Raw genomic sequence first — 20,328 nt, 5'->3', positions numbered from 1 at the left:
AAACGCCGGTCGAAAGGCCGGCGTTTCTTATTTGCGCCGCAAACTCTTTTTAGCGGGCAATTGCCGATATATGACGCTTGCGAAAATCAGCGACGATCAAAGTCCGGGGAGGGGCATTGTGGTGAGCCCCGAACAGAGGCAAAAGATCTATCGGCTCTACCGCTTTCTCGATGGGTGACTTAGGCAAATGCGCGACACACAAGGAAAACTCAATCGGCGTTCCGTCGTGACCGGCATGACGGCGCTTGCCGCCTCTGCGGCGTTCCCGATGCCGGCCCTGTCCCAGTCGATCCTGGGCAATCTGATGGGCGGCCGCCGCCCCACGGTGACGCAGGAAGAACTCGAGCTCAATTCGCGCCAGGCGATGGACGCGATCGGGGGCACTGACCCCATCGTTTCGGTGGATACCGAATTCAACCTCCAGCGCGTGGCCGAATATTACGAGCGGCTGACCTCCATCGGCGGGTGGCCGGACGTTCCGGAATCGATCTTCCGGCTGGGCCTGGGCTCGGACCGGGCGCCGGTGAACGATCTGCGCACCTATCTGGCCCACACGGGCGACCTGCCGCGCGAAACGCCGTTGTCCGAGCGCTTCGACGCCCAGCTCGACGCCGCCGTGCGTGGCTTCCAGGCGCGTCACGGGCTGCAGATCAACGGCATGGTCGACGAGCACACCTATTGGGCGATGAAGGTGCCGGCGGCAACGCGGCTCAACCAGATCAAGCTCAACATCGAGCGAGTGCGCGGGCTCGAAGGGCGTCTGGAAAACCGCTACGTCAACGTCAATATCCCGGCAGCGGCCATCGAGACCATCGAGGCCGGGCAGGTGGGGCGCCGTCATACGGCGGTGGTCGGCAAGATCGATCGTCAGACCCCGATCCTGCGCAGCCGCATCCACCAGATCAATTTCAATCCCTATTGGACGGTGCCCGTCTCGATCATCCGGCGCGATATCATCCAGTTGGTGCGCGACAACCCCAACTATCTCAACGAATATTCGATCCGCATTTTCGACGGCAGCGGCAACGAGGTGCCCCAGACGGCCATCGACTGGAACACCGAGCAGGCCGTCAACTACACTTTCCGCCAGGACCCGGGCGTGCAGAACTCGATGGGCCATGTGAAGATCAATTTTCACAACCCCCACGCGGTTTACCTGCACGATACGCCCCAGCAGGGCCTTTTCTCGGAAAATGCGCGCTTCCATTCGTCGGGCTGCGTGCGCGTTGCCGACGTCGCCGAGTTCGTCGCCTGGATTCTCCGCGATTCCAGCTACGACATCATCGACGTCAATTCGCACTTCGCCTCCGGCGAGCGGGTCGACGCCAGCGTCAGCAACCCCGTGCCGATCTTCATGACGTATTTTACGGCATGGGCGAACCGCAATGGCGTCGTGAGCTTCCGTGACGACGTTTACGAGTTCGATGCGCAGGGCAAGGTCGATTTCCCTGAAATCAACGCCTGATGAACGATCGGCAACCCGGCCGGGAAGTGCTCTTTGAGTTTCACCAGGCCGGGCCGCAGGTTCGCGTGGCGGCGATCGACGTCCTGACCGGGATCGAGGTCGTCGCGATCGCGCCGGCCAGCGCGACCCAGATGCAGATGAAAAATCTTGCGCTCGCCAAGCTGCGCCGGCGGCTGGAAACGGAAAAGGGGCGCTGAGAGGCACAATGGCGTAATCAGCGGTTGTGGGAGCGCCGTTGCTGGAATCCGGGAATAAATCGCGGAATGACAGTGGGTTTTTTTAGGCGGGGCTGTGCCAATTCCATCAGCTTGTCGTCCGAGCGATGCTTCCACTCTGCCGCATGCCTTATCTTTGCTTGGAATCGCTTGGGTGCCCGTGCTATGCGGATCGCGCTTGCTTGCCATTCATAGCTTCTGCAACAGGTCGAGGGTTTGCCGATGAGCGCCACCGGGACAGCACCGCTTTTCCCTGATTTCTTCACCCGCACGATTGCCGACCATGATCCGGTCGTCGCCAAGGCGATTGCCGATGAGCTGGGTCGCCAGCAGCAAGAGATCGAGCTGATCGCTTCGGAGAATATCGTTTCCAAGGCGGTGCTCGAGGCCCAGGGCTCGGTACTCACCAACAAATACGCCGAGGGTTATCCCGGACGGCGCTATTACGGCGGTTGCCAGTTCGTCGACGTGGTCGAGCAGCTCGCCATCGACCGGGCCAAGGAACTGTTCGGCTGCGATTTCGCCAATGTGCAGCCCAATTCGGGCTCGCAGGCCAATCAGGGCGTCTATCAGGCGCTGCTGCAGCCGGGCGACACCATTCTGGGCATGAGCCTGGATGCCGGCGGGCATTTGACCCACGGCGCCAAGCCCAACCAGTCGGGCAAATGGTTCAACGCCATCCAGTACGGCGTGCGCCAGCAGGACGGGCGGGTCGACATGGATCAGGTGCGCCAGCTTGCCAAGGAACATCAGCCCAAGATGATCGTGGCCGGGTTCTCTGCCTATTCGCGCATTCTCGACTGGGCGGAATTCCGCGCGATCGCCGACGAGGTGGGGGCGTATCTGTTCGTGGACATGGCGCATGTGGCCGGGCTGGTCGCCGCGGGTGTCTATCCCAGCCCCTTCCCGCACGCTCATGTTGCGACGACCACGACACACAAGACCCTGCGCGGGCCGCGCGGCGGGCTGATCCTCACCAGCGACGAGGCCATCGCCAAGAAGGTCAATTCTGCGATTTTCCCCGGCATCCAGGGCGGACCGCTGATGCATGTGATCGCCGGCAAGGCGGTTGCGTTCGGCGAGGCGTTGACGCCTGAATTCAAGCAATATGCCAGGCAGGTGGTGGAGAACGCCCAGGCACTGGCCGATACGCTGGTCAAGGGTGGGCTGGAGATCGCGACGGGCGGAACGGACAACCATCTGATGCTCGTGGACCTTCGCCCCAAAAAGGTGACCGGCAAGGCGACGGAAGCCGCGCTCGAACGTGCTTTCATCACCTGCAACAAGAACGCCGTGCCGTTCGATCCGGAAAAGCCGGCGATCACGTCCGGTATCCGCGTCGGGACGCCGGCGGCAACCTCTCGCGGCTTCGGCACCGAGGAGTTCCGTCAGGTCGGCGCCTTCATGGTCGAGGTGATCGACGGGCTGGCCGCCAATGGCGAGGACAACAACGGGGCCGTTGAGGCGCAGGTCAAGGAAAAGGTTCTCGAACTGACCGCCAGATTCCCCATCTACGGATAAGCTCATGCGCTGCCCCTATTGCGGGAACGACGATACGCAGGTCAAGGATTCCCGGCCAACCGAGGATTCCAACGCCATCCGCCGTCGCCGGGTTTGCAACGGCTGCGGCGGGCGGTTCACCACGTTCGAGCGGGTGCAGCTCCGTGATTTGACCGTGGTCAAGAAATCGGGCCGCAAGGTGCCGTTCGACCGCGAGAAGCTGGCGCGGTCGGTCTATACGGCGCTGAGGAAGCGGCAGGTCGACCCCGAGACGGCGGAGCGCATGATCTCGGGCGTCGTCCGGCAACTCGAAAGTCTCGGCGATGCCGAGGTGACCTCGGACCAGATCGGCGAATATGTGATGGATGGGCTCAAGGGGCTCGACGACGTGGCGTTCGTCCGGTTCGCGTCGGTCTATAAGAACTTTTCGAGCGCCGACGACTTCCAGTCGTTCCTCACCGAAATGGACACCGACGAGCCCGCGCTTCCCGAGGACGAGGGTTGAACGACCTCGCGCCAGCCGATCTGCGCTGGCTCGAGGCGGCGGCTCGTATCGCCATGCCCTATCGCGGGACGACGGCGGAAAACCCCACAGTGGGGGCGATCGTGGTTTCTGCCGATGGGATCGTCCTGGGGCGTGGGGTGACCGCGCCGGGCGGGCGGCCGCATGCCGAACCGCAAGCTTTGGCGATGGCCGGCCAGCGGGCGAAGGGCGCTACGCTCTATGTTACGCTCGAACCCTGCAACCATTGGGGGCAGACGCCGCCCTGCGTCGATGCCGTCATTGCGTCTGGAGTGGCGCGGGTTGTGTGCGGTGCGACCGATCCCGATCCGCGTACCGGCGGGCGGAGCATTGAAAAGCTGCGGGCGGCGGGGATCGCGGTCGAGGCGGGGAGCGGGCTCGCTGCTATCGAGCGGCTGCATGAGGGGTTCTTTTCGCGCGTACGGCGCGGAAGGCCATTTGTCACAGCGAAACTGGCGGTCTCGCGGGACGGCATGATCGGGCGGCGTGACCGAGGCAATGTCGCGATTACCGGCGAGGATGCGCGGCGCTGGACGCATATGCAGCGGGCGTTGAGCGACGCGGTTATGGTGGGGGCGGGGACGGCGCGATTGGACAATCCCAGACTCAGCGTTCGGTTGCCGGGGCTGGAAGGGCGCACACCATTACGGGTGGTTATGGCGGGGCGGGCACTGCCGGCGAATTTGAATCTTTTCGCGACAGATTCAATCCAAGAGACTGTTTTCGTTGCGGAAAAAGGCCGAGTTGAATCAATTTTCGAACGCGCGGATGTGGTATGGGTCGGCGGGCGGGACGGCTATCCCGATGCCGGGCTGGCCCTTGAAGCGCTCGTGGATCGGGGTGTCGGGCGGGTGCTGGTCGAGGGCGGGGCCGGGCTTAACGACGCTCTGCTCGACGCTGGGCTGGTCGATCGCTTTCATCTGTTGAGCAGTGACGTGATCGTCGGGGCCGGCGGCGTTCCGGCCAGTCTTCATGGACAATTGCCCGAGCGTCTGGCGCGACTGGGGTTCGGCGTGGTTGAAACTCGCGCGCTGGGGTGCGATATGCTCACGACCTTCGAGAAGATTTGAGCACATGTTTACCGGCATCATCACCGACATCGGCACGCTTCTGGCCGTCGAGGACCGCAATGACGGGCGCAGGCTGCGGATCGGTACGCGCTACGATCCGCAGGGCATTGATTTGGGCGCCTCGATCATGTGCGAGGGCATCTGCCTGACGGTGACCGACAAGGGAACCGACGAGAGCAACTGGTTCGACGTTTTCGCGGCGCGCGAGACGCTGGACGTGACGGGGGTCGGCGAGTGGCAGGCCGGGCGGCGGATCAATCTGGAACGCTCGCTCAAGATCGGCGACGAATTGGGCGGGCATATCGTTTCAGGCCATGTGGATGGGCTCGCGACTATCACTGAGCGCCGCGATATCGGCGACCAGATCACCTTCGTCTTCGAAGCGCCGCACGATTTGAGCCGCTTCATCGCCAAGAAGGGCGGGGTGGCGCTCAATGGAACGTCGCTGACCGTCAACTGGGTTGAGGGCGACCGCTTTTCGGTCCACTTGATCCCCCATACGCTTTCCGCGACAAACTGGCCTGACTATCAGGTGGGCGACGTCGTGAACCTTGAAGTCGATCTCATGGCGCGCTATGCGGCGCGGCTTATAGAGCGCGACCACCAAGACTCAACCCGACAGGATTAAACATGGCCAGTTCTGGCGACACTTTCGCGATTGCGCCCGGCTCGGCCGAAGGACAGCATTATCTCATCGTCGAGGCGCGGTTTTATGACGACATCGCCGATGCGCTGCTCGAAGGCGCCAAGGCGGCGTTCGAAAAGGCCGGAGCCACGTTCGACGTGCTGACCGTTCCCGGCGCGCTGGAGATTCCGGCGGCGATCGCCATGGCGTCCGAACTCAAGGGTGATGATTATGACGGCTATGTCGCGCTGGGCTGCGTGATCCGGGGCGAGACCACCCATTACGAGATCGTTTCGGGCGAGAGCGCGCGGGCGTTGATGGATCTGTCAATCTCCGACGGGATCGCGCTCGGCAATGGCATCCTGACCGTCGAGAACGAGGCGCAGGCCTGGGCGCGGGCCAGGGTGGGCGAGCAGGACAAGGGCGGCGGCGCGGCGGTTGCGGCCATGACCATGGCGGCGCTGCGCAACCGGCTGATGGAGGACTGAGCCATGGCCACCGATAACGAGATCAAACCGGCAAACCAGCGCGGTTCGGCGCGGTTGGCGGCGGTGCAGGCGCTCTATCAGATGGATATCGGCGAGCAGACGCTGGAAGAAACCCTCAGCCAGTTCGAAAGCTTTCGCCTGGGGCGGGAACTGGAAGGCGAGCAATATTTGCCCGCCGATGCCGATTATTTCCGCCATATCGTACGTGGCGTGGTGCAAAATCAGGTCAAGCTCGATCCGGTGATCAACTCCGCCCTGCAGGGCGGTTGGCCGATGACGCGGATCGACGCGACGCTGCGGGCGCTGTTGCGGGCGGGCGTGTTCGAATTGACCATGCGCAAGGACATCCCCTTCAAGGTGGTGATCCGCGAATATGTCGATGTCGCCAACGCCTTTTACGAGGACGAGGTGCCCGGCATGGTCAATGGCGTGCTCGACGCCGTGGCGCGCAAATATTCCGAGGGCTATGCTGGGGATAGACCCCAACCCTAGATCGGATGATTCCCGATGGCCGCCATGCGCAATCTTCTCCTCCTCTCGGGCGCGCAGGCGGTGGCGGGATCGTCCCAGGGCATGGTGATGGCGGTGGGCGCTCTGGCGGGCGCCATGCTGGCCTTCGACCCGGCCTTTGCGACCCTGCCCATCACGGTGATGATTATCGGCGTCGCGCTGATGGCGGGACCGGCAGCCATCCTGCTGCATCGGGTGGGACGAACCCGCGGCTTCGTGCTGGGCGCGGCGATTGCCGGAACGGGCGGGCTGGTGGCCGCGTTCGGGCTCTATCTCCACAACTTCATCATCTTTTCGGCCGCTATGCTGCTGATCGGCGCCGCCGGCGCCTTCGGGCAGCAATATCGCTTCGCGGCCGCCGACAGCGTGCCGCCCGAGGGCAAGGCGCGGGCGATATCCTGGGTGCTGTTCGGCGGCGTGCTGGCCGGCTTTCTGGGGCCCAGGCTCGCGTCGCTGACCTCGGAGGCGGTGCCGGACGCCCTCTATGCGGGTTCGTTCATCGGTCTGGCGGGGCTTTCGCTCGTCTCGATGCTGCTCCTGAGCGCCACGCGCCTGCCCAAGGGCGAGCCGAAAAAGACGGCCGCCGAGCAGGGACGGTCTTTCGGCGAACTGATCCGGACCCCCGATATTTTCGTACCGATCCTGACGGGCATGGCGAGTTTTGCGCTCATGACTTTCGTGATGGTGGCGGCGCCGCTGGCGATGGTGCATCTGTGCGGGCACGCGCCGGCCGATGCGGCCAATTCCATCCAGTGGCACATCGTGGCGATGTTCGCGCCCAGCTTCATAACGGGCGCGATCATCGGCCGGATCGGGCCGCATCTGACGGTGGGAATCGGGCTGCTGCTGATTATCGCCAGCGCCGGGACATCGCTGACGGGGATCACGACGCTGCATTTCGATATGGCGCTCGTCCTGCTCGGCGTGGGCTGGAATTTCGGCTTTATCGGATCGACCGTGATGCTCTCGAACGCCTATCGCGCCGAAGAGGGCGCGCGGGTTCAAGCCATCAACGAACAGCTCGTCTTCGGCGCCAACGCGCTCGCATCCATCGGTGCGGGCGTGCTGCTCAACCTGTTCGGCTGGGAAATGGTCAACCTGATCGCCATGCCCATAGCCGTCGCCGCCATCCTTTTGCTCGGATGGGCGGATTTGCGGGGCAGGGGAGCCAAGCGCCGCGCGGCGCTGGCCTCAGAGAGCTGAAGCCAGCAGCGTTTGCAGGAAGTTACGGTCTTCGCCGAAGGAACCGGTGCGGCGCTGCTCGATGGCAAACACGCGACCGTCTTCAAGCGAATAGAGCGCGCGGTCGGTGACACGACGGTCGGGGCCGAAATAGACGGCGAGCACGGTGCGCTCTTCGACGGAGGTCAACCCGAACGCTGTCTGGTTGACCTTGGTCTCGACATAGTACCAGGCGGTTTCGCCGCCGAAGGTCGACGTCGTTTGCGGCGAGCCGAGGACGACGCGGACGAAATCCTGGCTCGAACCGGGCCTGATCTGGGCAATCGCGTCGGCGGGGAGAACATAACCCTGCGTGCGCTGTGCAACGAGCCCCGACCCCGAACAGGCCGAAAGCGTCAGGCCGACCGCGACGGCGGCGGCGAGGGGGGACAGGCGGACAAGGGCGGAACGCACGGTCATGAATTGACTTTCCTCAGCTCTCTCGACTATAGCCTCGCGACAATGCGCCAGGGATTTTTACGTGTTGTTTAGCCGTCAAGGCACGACTCTGGCAAGCGGCCAATATATTTCAATATGTGACCGGCCGATTTTCTCGCCCTCGAGACCGAGACGAAATGATCCTGTCCCTTTTCCGCAAGACCAAGCTCACCGAACCCGTTTACGCCGTCTATAACGCCATTGTGGCGCAATCCCGGCGCGAGATTTTCTATGCCGACTGGGGCGTGGCCGACACGCTGACCGGACGGTTCGACATGATTTCGCTCCACGCCGCGCTGGTCTTTCGCAGGCTGCGCTCGCGCGAGGCGCAGACCAGGGCCTTCTCCCAGAACGTGTTCGATTGCTTTTTTACCGACATGGATCGTTCGTTGCGGGAAATGGGCGTCGGCGATCTCTCGATCGGCAAGCGCATCGAAAAGATGGGTGGGCTGTTTTACGGCATGCTGTCCAACCTTTCCGAGATTCTCGATGCCGGAGACCGTACGCGGCTTGTCGCGTTCGTCTCGCGCAACTTCCACGCCGGCGGAACCCATGAGGCCGCCGACAAGTTTGCCGATTACATCCTGCTTTGCGACGATCTGCTCGAAACCCAGAGGGTCGAGGACATCATGGACGGCAAGGTGACGTTCGGAGAACCGAAATGAGTGCAAGCCCAGTCGAAATCGACCTCGATGCCGTCGTCAAGGTCGACAAGATTCCCACTGACGGACGGGTGGTCACCATCGAAACCGACGCGGGACAGCGCGAAGCGCTGGCCGAACGGTTCAGGGTGAGCGAAGTCACCGATTTTTCGGCCAAGGTGACGGCCAGCCGGTTTCGCGGCGGTATCCGCGCACAGGGAAATGTGGCCGGCACGGTGGTCCAGCCTTGCGTTGTGACCGGCGATCCGGTGACCCAGGCGATCGATGAGCCTATCGACCGGATTTTCCTGCCCGGCCAGGATGCGGCGAGCCAGGCGACGGCCGGCGCCGAAATTTTCGTCAACCTCGAGGATGACGACCTGCCCGACTATTTCGAAGGCAACGAAATCGATCTTGCCGATCTGGTTCTCGAGGTTTTCGCCCTGGCGATCGACCTCTATCCTCGCAAGCCCGGAGCCGAATTGCCCGAGGACATGGCGGGGGACGATCCCGCCGAACTTTCGCCCTTTGCAGCGCTCAAGGCTCTCAAAAAGGATTGAGTGTCTCCAAGCGATCCGGTTGACACCCTTGCACGACGAAGTTCATTGACTATGGTGAGCGCCCACGGAGAATCCGGTGCGCTTAGACGGGCAGCATTAAGGCACGCAATGAGTGAAACGATAACGATCTCCGTTGACGCGATGGGCGGAGACAATGCGCCGCGCGCACCCCTCCATGGGGCAAAACTCCTGCTTCGCGAGCGCCCCGACGCGCGCTTCATCTTTCACGGACGCGAAGAAGCCATCAAACCACTGATGGCTGAATTTCCCGAACTTGGCGCGGTTTCCGAGATTCGCCACAGCGAAACCGTCATCACCATGGACGACAAGCCCAGCCAGGCTTTGCGCAAGGGCCGGGGCAATTCATCGATGTGGGCGGCCATCCAGTCGGTCAAGGACGGCGAGGCGGCGGTGGCGATTTCGGGTGGCAACACCGGGGCGCTGATGGCCATGGCCACGTTTTGCCTCAGGACCATGGAAGGCATTTCCCGGCCTGCGATTTCGGCCATCTGGCCCACGCTTCGATCCGATATCATCGTGCTGGACGTAGGGGCCACCATCGGCGCCGATGCGCAGCAGCTCGTGGATTTTTCCATTCTCGGCGCGGCGCTGGCCCGGGCCGTCTTCGATATCGAAAGCCCGACGGTGGGGCTGCTCAATGTCGGGGTTGAAGAGGCCAAGGGCAATGAATGGGTCAAGGATGCGGGCAAGATCCTGAGCGAAAGTTCGGGCGCCGGCTTTACCTACAAGGGGTTCGTCGAGGGCGACGATCTGGGAAAGGGCACTGTCGATGTGGTCGTGACCGAAGGGTTCACCGGCAATATCGCGCTCAAGACCGCCGAGGGCACGGCGCGGCAGGTGGGCACCTATCTGCGTGACGCCATGAAATCCTCGTTCATGAGCATGCTGGGCGCGCTGTTCGCGCGGCAGGCCCTCAACGCCATCCGCTCGAAGATGGACCCGCGCACGGTCAATGGCGGTGTGTTCCTCGGCCTCAATGGTGTCGTGATCAAGAGCCATGGTAGCACCGACGAAATCGGATACAAAAGCGCTCTGAGCCTTGCCTATGACATGGCGCGTAACGATCTCATCGCCAAGATCGGGGAAGGTGTGAAGAACTTCCCCAAGCTGGCTGTGCCAGCGGACCTGTCCAATCTGGAGGCACCTTCCGCGTGACCAAAATCCAATCTGTTGTGCGCGGCATCGGCGGATATCTGCCCGAGCGTGTGATGACCAATGACGACCTGGCCAAGATCGTCGACACCTCCGATGAGTGGATCGTGCAGCGCACCGGCATCCGCCAGCGCCACATCGCCGCCGAGGGCGAAGTAACCTCCGATCTGGCGCTGGTCGCGGCGCGTCGCGCGCTCGACAACGCGGGCCTTGAGGCAAGCGATATCGATCTGATCATCGTGGGTACGACCACGCCGGACAGGACGTTCCCTGCGACCGCCGCGATTCTGCAGCAGAAGCTCGGCATTACGCATGGTACTGCGTTCGACGTGCAGGCGGTCTGCTCGGGCTTCGTGTTCGGGGTCGCGACCGCCGACAGCTATCTGAGGACCGGATTGGGCAAGCGGGCCCTGGTCGTGGGCGCCGAGGTCTTCTCGCGCATTCTCGACTGGACGGATCGCGCCACCTGCGTGCTGTTCGGCGACGGGGCAGGGGCGATGATCCTGGAAGCGCGCGAGGTGTCCGACGATGCGCCCGAGGATGGCGTGCTGGTTTCGAGCCTGCGCACGGACGGCAGCCATTGGGAAAAGCTTTATGTGGACGGCGGCGTTTCGGCGACGGGGTCGATCGGACACGTCCGCATGGAAGGGCGCGAGGTTTTCAAGCATGCCGTTGGCATGATTTCCGACGTGGTGGAGGACGTGCTGGAAAAGACCGGCAAGACCACCGACGACCTCGACTGGTTCATTCCGCACCAGGCCAACAAGCGCATCATCGATGGCGCGGGCCGCAAGCTCGGCATCCCCGAGGCCAAGACGGTGGTCACCGTGGACAGGCACGCGAATACCTCTGCCGCCTCCGTCCCGCTTGCGCTTTGGGAGGCGAGCGAGGACGGTCGTATCAAGAAGGGCGACCTCGTGATGATCGAAGCGATGGGCGGCGGGTTTACCTGGGGTGCGGCTCTCATTCGCTGGTAGAGTTGACCGCGCTTCGTTTTGGGCGTTAAGTGGTTGAAATCTTGGGGGCTGGCTCGCGGGCTTCAATAAGGTTGAGGGGAAGATCATGTCGGGAAAAACGGTGACTCGCGCCGATCTGGCCGAGGCGGTTTATCAATCTGTGGGGCTGTCGCGTACCGAATCGGCGGAACTCGTGGAACGCGTATTGCAGATCGTAAGCGACTCACTGGCCGACGGCGACAACGTCAAATTGTCCTCATTCGGCTCCTTCCAGGTCCGTTCCAAGAACGAAAGAATTGGCCGGAATCCCAAGACTGGCGAGGAGGTTCCGATCCTTCCCCGGCAGGTTCTTGTGTTCAAACCGTCCAATGTCTTGAAATCCAAGATCAACAAATCTATGGTTCGGTCTGGTAAATAAACGTTTTTACCGGAGAACGTCGTTGGACAAATCGCCAGACGCCTTCCGGACAATTTCCGAAGCGGCCGACGAACTGGACCTGCCACAGCATGTTCTGCGCTTCTGGGAGACCCGGTTCAACCAGATCAAACCTTTGAAGCGCGGCGGCGGGCGGCGTTATTACCGGCCTGACGACGTGCAGTTGCTCAAGGGTATCCGGCACCTGCTGTACGATCAGGGTTTCACGATCAAGGGTGTGCAGCGCATCCTCAAGGAGCAGGGCGCCAAGCACGTCATCGCCATCGGCGAGACCGGCTCCATCCAGCCCATATCTCCCCAACCGCAGATGGAACCGGCAGGGGATGACGACGCTGTCGACTTTGTCGATGTCGATTCCATCTCTCTCGAGCCGCAACCGCAGATCGCTGCCCCGTCGGGGGAAGGGTTCGGGCTCTCGTCGCGGCAACGGGATGAACTCAACGCGGTTCTCGACACGCTCGCGGCTTCCAAGCTCATGCTCGACAAGGCCCGCGGGTAACGCCCGGCAGTGCCGGCCGGGGTAGCCGAAAGATTAAGATGATAGTTACGATCAGGAATGTTGACGGGCCGGGCGGGGCCGCCTAATAACCTGCGGTGTCCGGTTGGGTTTACAGCCGGCGATGGACGCCTGCAGGCGTCTTCGGTTTTGGGATTTCCAGGCGAGGGCGTGGCGGGATGAAAAATGGTGGACGACGCGACCGATTTTGGACGCCGAGCCCTAGTCAATTGATTGGAATGTCATCGTGACGATATCGCTTGTTTTCCGCACCGCGACTGCCGCTTTGGCCCTTACAGCCTCGCTCGCCCTCACCGCTGGAGCGTCCGCTCAGGACATCACTGTCACCCATCCGCAGGGTGAAACCACCATTTCCGGCACGCCCGAAAAGGTTTTCACCATCGATTGGGCGGCCTTCGACAATCTCAATGCGCTCGGCGTGCACGTCGCCGGCGCTCCGGGCTCCAACGCTCCGGGCTACCTTGCCGACCTCGTGACCGACGACCTCGTCAATGTCGGCTCGCTCTTTGAGCCCGATTTCGAAACGATCGCAGCCGAACAGCCCAATCTCGTGATCGTCGCCGCCCGCTCGGCCTCGACCTATCCCCAGCTTTCCGAAATTGCACCGACCATCGATATGTCGGTCAATAACGCCGACCTCGTTGCTGGTGTGGAAGCGAACCTTACCCAGCTTGGCGAAATCTTCGGTGTCGAAGACCGCGCCGCCGAACTGATCGCCGATCTCGACGCCAAGGTCGAGGAAGCCCGCGCCGCCGCCGAAGGCAAGGGCACTGGGCTGGTTCTGGTGACCAATGCCGGAAATCTGGGCGTTTACGGCCCGGATTCGCGCGTGGCCTGGGTTCACAACGAACTGGCTATTCCGTCGGTGATGGACGACGTCGAGGACGGTGACCACGGCGGCGACGGTATCTCCTTCGAGTTCCTGCTCGAAACCAACCCCGACTGGCTGTTCGTCGTCGATCGCGACGCGGGCGTGGGCAATGAAGGCGCCGCCGCTGCCCTGCTCGACAACGAACTGATGCACGAGACCACTGCCTGGCAGAACGACCAGATCATCTATCTCGATCCGCAGGCCGCCTATATCACCATGCACGGCTACACCGGCCTGATGACCATGCTCGATCAGGTGATCGACGGCTACAACAGCGCCGAGTGATCCGGCAGACATCCATAACGCCCGGCGACTCCCGTCGCCGGGCTTTGTTCTTTTCCGTCCGGACCGCCTGGTCCGGCCTTGATCGACGGGCAAGCTAACGTGCGGCTTCTCATAGTCGGAATCGTGCTGACGATCGTTTTAGCGATCGTCAGTCTTTTTATTGGCGTCAGCGACGTGTCGCTGGGGGCGCTGCTCTCGTCGAGCGCCCAAGACCGGCCCATGCAGGTGCTGGTCATGAGCCGGATTCCGCGCACGCTGGCCATACTTCTCGCCGGTTCGTCGCTGGCCATCGCCGGCCTCGTCATGCAGATGATCGTCCGCAACCGTTTCGTCGAGCCTTCGACGGCGGGGACGACCGAATCGGCCACGCTTGGCTTTCTCGTCGTCACGCTTCTCGCGCCGGGATGGCCGCTGATGGCCAAGATGCTGGTGGCCGCGGTCTTCGCGCTGGCGGGGACGGCGCTGTTCCTGCGCATCTTGCGCTTCGTCCCCCTGCGCGACGTCCTGCTGGTGCCACTGGTGGGCATCATGCTCGGTGGGGTGATCGGGGCCGTCGCCAGCTTTTTTGCCTACCGCTACAATCTGCTGCCCTCGCTGCTGGCCTGGAATATGGGCGATTTCTCGGGCGTGCTGCGCGGCCGCTACGAGCTTTTGTGGTTCGGCCTTGCGGGTACGATCATGGCCTATATCGCCGCCGACAGGTTCACGGTGGCCGGCATGGGCGAGGATTTCACGACCAATCTGGGGCTCAATTACAAGCGCGTGATGACGCTGGGGTTGATCATCGTCTCGATCGTGAGCGCGGTCGTGCTCGTTTCCGTGGGCTCGATCCCGTTTCTGGGGCTGATCGTTCCCAACGTCGTCAGCCTGATGATCGGCGACAACATGCGCCGCACGGTGCCCTGGGTGGCCGTGCTCGGAGCGGCGTTCGTGCTCGCCTGCGACATCGTCGGCCGCCTTATCCGCTTCCCTTATGAAATTCCGATCAGCGTCGTCGTCGGGGTGATCGGCAGCGGGCTGTTCCTTTATCTGCTGCTAAGGAAGCGTCACAATGCTGCGTGATTTGCGTTGGTCGCGTCCCACGATCGTGCTTGTGATCCTCGCGGTTATCGCGCTGGTCTCGATCGTCTGCTTCATGACGCTCGGCGCCAAGGGAAGCTGGAGTTTCATCATTCCCTTCCGGGGCCGCAAGCTGATCGGGCTGATGCTGGTCGCCTACGCCATCGCGATTTCGACGGTGCTGTTCCAGACGGTAACCAACAACCGCATCCTCACCCCGTCCATCATGGGGTTCGACGCGCTTTATATTCTCCTTCAGACCTCGCTCGTCTTCTTCCTCGGCCCACAGGTGCTGGCGCTCATTAACCCCTATGCCCAGTTCGGCATCGAAGTGGTTATGATGATCGCTTTCTCATGGCTGCTGTTTCAATGGCTGTTCCTCAACGAGGGCCGGAGCCTGCATCTGCTGGTCCTCGTGGGCATCGTGTTCGGCATCTTCTTCCGAAGCCTCTCGAACTTCATGCAAAGGCTGCTGGACCCGAACGCGTTTCAGGTGCTGCAGGACAGTTTTTTTGCGAGCTTTTCGACCATCGATACCACGCTGCTCTGGGTCGCCTTTGCCCTGATCCTGATCGTGTCCCTGATCCTCTGGCGCATGGGGCACACCTTCGACGTACTCTCGCTCGGCCGTGACACGGCGATCAATCTCGGGGTTGAATACAAGCGCACCGTCGTCATCATCCTGGTGATGGTTTCCGTGCTGGTTTCGGTATCGACGGCGCTGGTGGGGCCGATCACGTTTTTTGGACTGCTGGTGGCGAGCCTCGCTCATGGGCTTGTCGGCACGTCCAAGCATAAATACATCTTGCCTGCGGCGGCGCTGCTCGGCGTGATCGCGCTGGTGGGCGGTCAAACGGTGTTCGAGCGCGTGTTCGAGTTCGATACGGCGCTGTCCATCATCGTCGAGTTCCTGGGCGGCCTCGTCTTCATTATTCTTATCCTGCGGGGAGCGGCCCGATGATCATCACCTCCGGCCTCAAGAAATATTATGGCGATACCGCGGTGGTGGACGATGTGTCGATCGAGCTGCCCGCCTGCGGCATCACCTCGATCATCGGACCGAACGGGGCGGGCAAGTCGACTATGCTCTCGATCGTTTCGCGCCTTCTGGGCATGGACGCGGGGACGGTGACGGTGGATGGCATGGACGTGTCCAACACGCCCAGCGACGTCCTCGCCAAGCGCCTGTCGATCCTGCGCCAGGACAACCACATGACGGCACGCCTGACGGTGCAGGACCTCGTCGCCTTCGGCCGCTATCCCCATTCGAAGGGCAGGATGACGATCGAGGACAAGGGGCATATCGACCAGGCGATCTCCTATCTCAATCTCGACGAGCTCCGGCACCGGTTCCTGGACGAGCTTTCCGGTGGCCAGCGCCAGCGGGCTTTCGTTGCGATGGTCCTGTGCCAGGACACCGACTATGTGCTGCTCGATGAGCCGCTCAACAATCTCGATATGAAGCATGCGATGGGCATGATGAAGCTCATGCAACGCGCCTGCCGCGACCTGGGCAAGACAGTGGTGCTAGTGCTCCACGACATCAATTTCGCGTCCTGGTACTCCGACTACATCATTGCGATGAAGAACGGCAAGGTCGTCCGCCACGGGTCGAAAAACGACATCATCAATGCCGAGGCGCTCAAGGAAATCTACGACATGGACATCAACGTCCATGAGATCGGCGGGCACCGGGTGTCGCTGTTCTACGATTGATCTAACGGTCTATCGTGCCGGTCGAAAGGAACCGTTCGGCCATTTCCGCCGATTCCCGCGCGTAGCGAGCCCTGAGTTGCTGGGCCGGTTCGGCCTCCGGATGCGTTTCGATCCATGCCAGCAACGCCATGCGCCGCAGGAGCACCATGACGTCGAGCATGGCTTCGTCCTCGCGGCTGAACGGCCGATGGGTGCGATAGCCGGCGAGCCAGGCGGCGCGGAGAGCCGGGATGGTTTCGCTTTCCTCGAAAAATGAAACCGCCGCACCGAAATCATAGCCGAACCAGCAGAAGCCGCAGTCGTCGAAATCTATAAGCCGGGTCTGTCCGTCGGAAACCAGGAGGTTGGCCAGTCGCATATCGGCGTGGATCAGCCCAAAGCGTTCCCTGCTCATGCCGTAGGTGTCGAGCAATTCCCGTAGCCGCCCGTTGAGCTTGTCGAGTACCTGGCGCGTTTCGCCGATAACACCGGGAGTTGCCCGCCAGTCGCCCCAGGTCGCATCGGGATCGAGGATCGTGCGGGCGGTCCACACATGGCGCGTAAAACCCGCCGGAGGCGTCCAGCCGATGACGTGGAGATGGCACTGGGCGGCCAGCGAACCCAATTGGTGAAACACCGGCGCCAGATCGTCGCCGACCTGCGGTTCTTCGCCCTCCTCGAATGCGAAGGCCACCATGTGCCGCGTTTCACCGCGGAACGGGCCCTCCTGCACCAGTTGGCCGTCGCAGCCGGGCAGGGGGCGGGGCGTGAAGAGACCCGTCTGGCTGCGCAGGGCCTGCATCCAGGCCAATTCGCTCTCGATGCCCTGCCGCGAATGATAGCCGGGACGATGAACCCGCAGAACCGCCCGGCCGCCCGTGGGAAGATCGAGCCTGAATGTGTGATTTTCCGAAAGATTGATGAGTTCGAGAGCGCTGCCCGCAAAATCCGGCCAACTCCCCAGGGCTGTCGCCAGCCCGCCCCATGCGTCGTTCATTCCATATCCCCTGATTGCCCGCGTTATTGAACGCCGTAGCGGCAGATGTCACGCGGAAATAGCGAGCACGGGGATAGCTGCTTATATTTTCATATTATTATAAGAGACAATATTTGGATTATATGTCGAATAACTGAAAAGCGAAAGAGTTTAACTCGCAAGTGAAGTGATTATTGGAAGTTGACCGTGAGTAGATCAAGGCGGGATACTTCGATTTGTAAAGCCGAGCGCGGCCGTCGGGAGGACGGCGGGCAAGGCAGGAAATGGCAGGAAGGCACCGGCAGCTTTCCTGAGCCAGATTTCGCGCCGTCGGCATGCTTTCACGAGCGGACCGTCAGGCGCTCTTCGAGCAATCGCTCCAGGCTGCCGGGCCGCCCTTTCCGACAGCCCGGACGATCGCGTTGCCGGCTCCTGTGATGCCCGGCTTCCCGGTCAAGGCATATCCAAGGGCATGGAGGAGAAGATGAGACATAGTATTCTGGCTATGGCCCTGCTGCTGACGGCAGCGAGCGCCACCAGCCTGCCCGCCCAGGAGGCCGCGGCCGACCCTTGGGCAGATTTCGTTCCTGTCACTGACGAAATGTTTGCCAACCCCGATGACGGGGATTGGCTGAACTGGCGTCGCACGCGCGATAGCTGGGCCCATTCGCCGCTGACCCAGATCAACCCGGAAAACGTTTCCGACCTGCGCATGTCATGGTCGTGGAACGTCGAGCCGGGCACTTTCGAATCGACCCCGTTGGTCTATGACGGGATCATGTTCCTGGCGGGCGCGCGCGACGTCATCCAGGCGCTCGATGCGGTCACTGGCGATCTTCTCTGGGAGTACAAGCGCGAGCTGCCCGAAGACGCGTGCCACGGCACGTCGGGCGCGACGCGCAACATCGCGCTCTATGGCGAGCGCGTCTTCACCTCGACCTGTGATGCCCACGTGGTGGCGCTCGACGCCTTTTCCGGGCAAGTCGCCTGGGACGTCGAGATGGAGGTCTGGGAGGACTACAAGGTCGGTTTCAGTACCGGTCCCACCATCGTCAAGGGGCAGGTCATCTCCGGGCTGACCGATTGCCGTGTGTTCCGCGAGGAACGGACGGGCTGCTACGTCGTCTCGCACGATCCCGAAACCGGCGAAGAGCTGTGGCGCACTTATACCGTCGCCATCGAAGGAGAAGAGGGCGGCGACACCTGGGGCGATGCCCCCGACTTCCTGCGTGCCGGCGGCAGCGTGTGGCATCCGTGCTCGTATGACGAAGAGCAGGACATCATCCTGTGCGCCACCGGCCAGGCCTATCCCTGGACGAGCGTGGGGCGCGGGCATGAAGGCGAAGCGCTTTACACCAACTCAACTCTGGCGCTCGATCCCGACAATGGGGAAATACTCTGGTATCACCAGTATCTCCCTGGCGAGACGCTCGATCTCGACGATGCGTTCGAGCATGTCTTCGTCGATGTCGACGGCGAGAAGCGTTTCTACAAGATCGGCAAGAGCGGCATTCTCTGGGTCATGGACCGCGAGACCGGCGAATATATCGATCACCGCGAAATGGTATTCCAGAACGTCTTCGACGTGAATGAGGAAACCGGTCAGGCCACCGTTCGACCCGAGCAGATCCCTGTCGATTTCGAAACGCCGATCTTCTCGTGCCCGAGCACGGCCGGCGGCAAGGATTGGCACCCGATGGCGTTCAATCCCGACCTGCGCACTCTCTATATGCCGCTCAGCCAGAGCTGCATGAACTTCACCGCGCGTGAAGTGGAGCCGGTGGTCGGCGGCGGCGGCACCGGCGGGTTCCGCACCTTTGCGCCCATGCCGGACGCAGGCGGCCAGGGTCTGCTTGCGGCCGTCGATGTCGATACGCTGGAAACCGTCTGGAGCCATGAGCAGCACGCTCCGTTCCTCACCGGAATCCTGTCGACCGAATCGGGCCTGATCTTTGCCGGCGACCTCGACCGCTACTTCAAGGCGTTCGATGCCGAAACCGGCGAAGTGGTGTGGGAAGTGCGTCTGTCCCAGTCCGTGCAGGGCATGCCGGTCACCTATGAGGTCGATGGCACGCAGTATATCGCCATCCCCACCGGCCTCGGTGGCGGCAGCCCGCGTGCACAGGCGGCGTTGGTTCCCGACATCCGCCACCCGATGAGCGGCAACAATCTGTTCGTCTTCGCGCTCCCGGAGACTGACTAGCCGCTTTATGGGCCGTCCGCCGCTTGCCAATCGGCGGCGGACGGCCCGACCGTTTCCATTGGATTTTGGGCATGCTCCGCCTGTCGATCACATTTTCAGCAATGCTCGCCGCATCGGTCGCCCTCGCGCAGCCCATGGTGCAGCGCGATTTCTACGAGGGCGCAATCCGCGATCGCGGCAATCGGCTGATCTTCTGCGTCTGGTCCGACAGCCCCATGGTGGAGCTCGACCGGGCCATCGCATCGCAAATCGCCGGACTTCATCTGCTGGAGGCCGAATTCTTCGAGGTTCGCCAGGTCAGCTCGGGCTCGCAGGAGCAGTTTGAGGAACAGCTTTTCATAAGCCTCATGGACGATTGTGACGCGGCCATGGGCACCAGCCTCAACTGGCGGCCATTGCCCGAATGGCTGACCGTCACCCGGTCCTATTTCGAACTCAGCTACGTTCTGGCCGCGACCATAGAGGGTGCAACCAGCCCGTTTGATCTGCCGGCCGGCTCGCGGGTGGGATCGATCATGCTGTCCCAGGCCGACATGACCTTCGCTCGGGCGATGGGCGGGGGCGCCGATATCGTCCGCATACCTTACGACACGCCCGAGAACATCCTGCGCGCCATCGCCCAGGGCCGGCTCGAGGCGGGCATCATTCCCAATTACGCGGTGCCGCTGCTCGAGGACGAATTCGCCGACAGCGGAATTTTCGTTTCCGAACTGACGGCGCCGACGATCGAGCCTGAACCGATAGGCATGGCGCTGCTGAGCCGCGACACCTATCTGCGGGACCTTTTGGGCGACGCCATTTCCGTGCTGCGGGCGGACGGAACGATTCCCGCCCTGGTCACCGAGATGGGATACGGCGTCCCATGACCGGTTTCCGACGAGTTTCATTGAAAGTGCAAGGA

General features: G+C 62.2%; 23 protein-coding genes. 21 read left to right on the top strand and 2 right to left on the bottom strand.

All coding sequences use genetic code 11. From position 1 onward, the window contains the following. The first annotated feature begins 187 nt into the window (after positions 1-187). The 9 genes from V4T21_RS07130 (at position 188) to V4T21_RS07090 (ending at position 7,599) form a co-directional block, all read left to right on the top strand. Positions 188-1,465, top strand: a complete 1,278-nt coding sequence (locus V4T21_RS07130) for a L,D-transpeptidase family protein (RefSeq protein ID WP_332714871.1) — start codon at positions 188-190, stop codon at positions 1,463-1,465. Beyond that, on the top strand, positions 1,465-1,662 hold the full coding sequence (locus V4T21_RS07125; protein ID WP_332714869.1) for a DUF6898 family protein: 198 nt from the start codon (positions 1,465-1,467) through the stop codon (positions 1,660-1,662). The genes V4T21_RS07130 and V4T21_RS07125 overlap by 1 nt, the downstream gene beginning before the upstream one ends. A 240-nt stretch (positions 1,663-1,902) precedes the next feature. Further along, positions 1,903-3,201, top strand: coding sequence for a serine hydroxymethyltransferase (gene glyA / locus V4T21_RS07120; RefSeq protein ID WP_332714867.1), 1,299 nt, complete (start codon positions 1,903-1,905; stop codon positions 3,199-3,201). 4 nt (positions 3,202-3,205) lie between these two features. Further along, a complete protein-coding gene (gene nrdR, locus V4T21_RS07115; RefSeq protein WP_332714864.1) occupies positions 3,206-3,685 on the top strand; it encodes a transcriptional regulator NrdR in 480 nt (159 codons plus the stop codon). After that, positions 3,682-4,773: a bifunctional diaminohydroxyphosphoribosylaminopyrimidine deaminase/5-amino-6-(5-phosphoribosylamino)uracil reductase RibD gene (gene ribD, locus V4T21_RS07110; protein ID WP_332714862.1), complete on the top strand. Its 1,092-nt coding sequence runs from the start codon at positions 3,682-3,684 to the stop codon at positions 4,771-4,773. Before nrdR ends, ribD begins: the two co-directional genes overlap by 4 nt. A gap of 4 nt (positions 4,774-4,777) precedes the next feature. Then, positions 4,778-5,401, top strand: a complete 624-nt coding sequence (locus V4T21_RS07105) for a riboflavin synthase (RefSeq protein ID WP_332714860.1) — start codon at positions 4,778-4,780, stop codon at positions 5,399-5,401. 2 nt (positions 5,402-5,403) lie between these two features. Next, complete coding sequence (locus V4T21_RS07100; protein WP_332714858.1) at positions 5,404-5,886, top strand: 6,7-dimethyl-8-ribityllumazine synthase; 483 nt, start codon at positions 5,404-5,406, stop codon at positions 5,884-5,886. Positions 5,887-5,889: 3 nt separating this feature from the next. Further along, positions 5,890-6,378, top strand: coding sequence for a transcription antitermination factor NusB (gene nusB / locus V4T21_RS07095; protein WP_332714856.1), 489 nt, complete (start codon positions 5,890-5,892; stop codon positions 6,376-6,378). 24 nt (positions 6,379-6,402) lie between these two features. Then, the gene (locus V4T21_RS07090) at positions 6,403-7,599 is read left to right on the top strand and encodes an MFS transporter (RefSeq protein ID WP_332714854.1); all 1,197 of its coding nucleotides are present in this window, start codon (positions 6,403-6,405) and stop codon (positions 7,597-7,599) included. On the opposite strand, the gene V4T21_RS07085 is transcribed toward V4T21_RS07090, so the two are convergent. Further along, entirely contained in the window at positions 7,588-8,037 is a 450-nt protein-coding gene (locus V4T21_RS07085; protein ID WP_332714852.1) for an outer membrane protein assembly factor BamE, read from the bottom strand. The two genes, V4T21_RS07090 and V4T21_RS07085, sit on opposite strands and share 12 nt — an antisense overlap. 155 nt (positions 8,038-8,192) lie before the next feature. Between V4T21_RS07085 and V4T21_RS07080 the strand changes: the two genes are divergently transcribed. From V4T21_RS07080 to V4T21_RS07035, 10 genes are all read left to right on the top strand, one after another. Beyond that, a complete protein-coding gene (locus tag V4T21_RS07080) occupies positions 8,193-8,720 on the top strand; it encodes a ubiquinol-cytochrome C chaperone family protein (RefSeq protein ID WP_332714849.1) in 528 nt (175 codons plus the stop codon). Continuing rightward, positions 8,717-9,256 carry a YceD family protein gene (locus V4T21_RS07075; RefSeq protein ID WP_332714845.1) on the top strand — a complete coding sequence of 180 codons (540 nt, stop codon included), beginning with the start codon at positions 8,717-8,719 and terminating at the stop codon, positions 9,254-9,256. The genes V4T21_RS07080 and V4T21_RS07075 overlap by 4 nt, the downstream gene beginning before the upstream one ends. A gap of 108 nt (positions 9,257-9,364) precedes the next feature. After that, positions 9,365-10,432, top strand: coding sequence for a phosphate acyltransferase PlsX (gene plsX / locus V4T21_RS07070; RefSeq protein WP_332714843.1), 1,068 nt, complete (start codon positions 9,365-9,367; stop codon positions 10,430-10,432). Then, positions 10,429-11,406, top strand: a complete 978-nt coding sequence (locus V4T21_RS07065; protein WP_332714841.1) for a beta-ketoacyl-ACP synthase III — start codon at positions 10,429-10,431, stop codon at positions 11,404-11,406. Before plsX ends, V4T21_RS07065 begins: the two co-directional genes overlap by 4 nt. Positions 11,407-11,491: 85 nt before the next feature. Continuing rightward, the gene (locus V4T21_RS07060) at positions 11,492-11,803 is read left to right on the top strand and encodes an integration host factor subunit alpha (RefSeq protein WP_309161541.1); all 312 of its coding nucleotides are present in this window, start codon (positions 11,492-11,494) and stop codon (positions 11,801-11,803) included. Positions 11,804-11,825: 22 nt separating this feature from the next. After that, positions 11,826-12,320, top strand: a complete 495-nt coding sequence (locus V4T21_RS07055) for a MerR family transcriptional regulator (protein WP_332714837.1) — start codon at positions 11,826-11,828, stop codon at positions 12,318-12,320. A 244-nt stretch (positions 12,321-12,564) separates the two neighbouring features. After that, positions 12,565-13,494, top strand: coding sequence for a siderophore ABC transporter substrate-binding protein (locus tag V4T21_RS07050; RefSeq protein WP_332714835.1), 930 nt, complete (start codon positions 12,565-12,567; stop codon positions 13,492-13,494). A 99-nt stretch (positions 13,495-13,593) separates the two neighbouring features. Then, entirely contained in the window at positions 13,594-14,556 is a 963-nt protein-coding gene (locus V4T21_RS07045; RefSeq protein WP_332714833.1) for an ABC transporter permease, read from the top strand. Further along, a complete protein-coding gene (locus tag V4T21_RS07040; protein WP_332714831.1) occupies positions 14,546-15,514 on the top strand; it encodes an iron chelate uptake ABC transporter family permease subunit in 969 nt (322 codons plus the stop codon). Before V4T21_RS07045 ends, V4T21_RS07040 begins: the two co-directional genes overlap by 11 nt. After that, positions 15,511-16,269: an iron ABC transporter ATP-binding protein gene (locus V4T21_RS07035; RefSeq protein WP_332714829.1), complete on the top strand. Its 759-nt coding sequence runs from the start codon at positions 15,511-15,513 to the stop codon at positions 16,267-16,269. The genes V4T21_RS07040 and V4T21_RS07035 overlap by 4 nt, the downstream gene beginning before the upstream one ends. A 1-nt stretch (position 16,270) precedes the next feature. Here V4T21_RS07035 and V4T21_RS07030 read toward each other — a convergent pair whose 3' ends face one another. Continuing rightward, positions 16,271-17,245 (bottom strand): phosphotransferase enzyme family protein, encoded by a 975-nt coding sequence (locus V4T21_RS07030; RefSeq protein ID WP_332714827.1) that lies wholly within the window; start codon positions 17,243-17,245, stop codon positions 16,271-16,273. 463 nt (positions 17,246-17,708) lie between these two features. Between V4T21_RS07030 and V4T21_RS07025 the strand changes: the two genes are divergently transcribed. Together V4T21_RS07025 and V4T21_RS07020 are read left to right on the top strand one after the other, a co-directional pair. Then, the gene (locus V4T21_RS07025; protein WP_332714823.1) at positions 17,709-19,427 is read left to right on the top strand and encodes a pyrroloquinoline quinone-dependent dehydrogenase; all 1,719 of its coding nucleotides are present in this window, start codon (positions 17,709-17,711) and stop codon (positions 19,425-19,427) included. Between the two features lie 71 nt (positions 19,428-19,498). After that, entirely contained in the window at positions 19,499-20,293 is a 795-nt protein-coding gene (locus V4T21_RS07020; RefSeq protein ID WP_332714821.1) for a transporter substrate-binding domain-containing protein, read from the top strand. Positions 20,294-20,328 lie beyond the last annotated feature (35 nt).

Source organism: Pelagibacterium mangrovi (genome assembly GCF_036662815.1).
GTDB lineage: Bacteria > Pseudomonadota > Alphaproteobacteria > Rhizobiales > Devosiaceae > Pelagibacterium > Pelagibacterium mangrovi.
The sequence above is the reverse complement of the archived record's forward strand: the minus strand, read 5'-3'. Positions and strand labels throughout refer to the sequence as shown.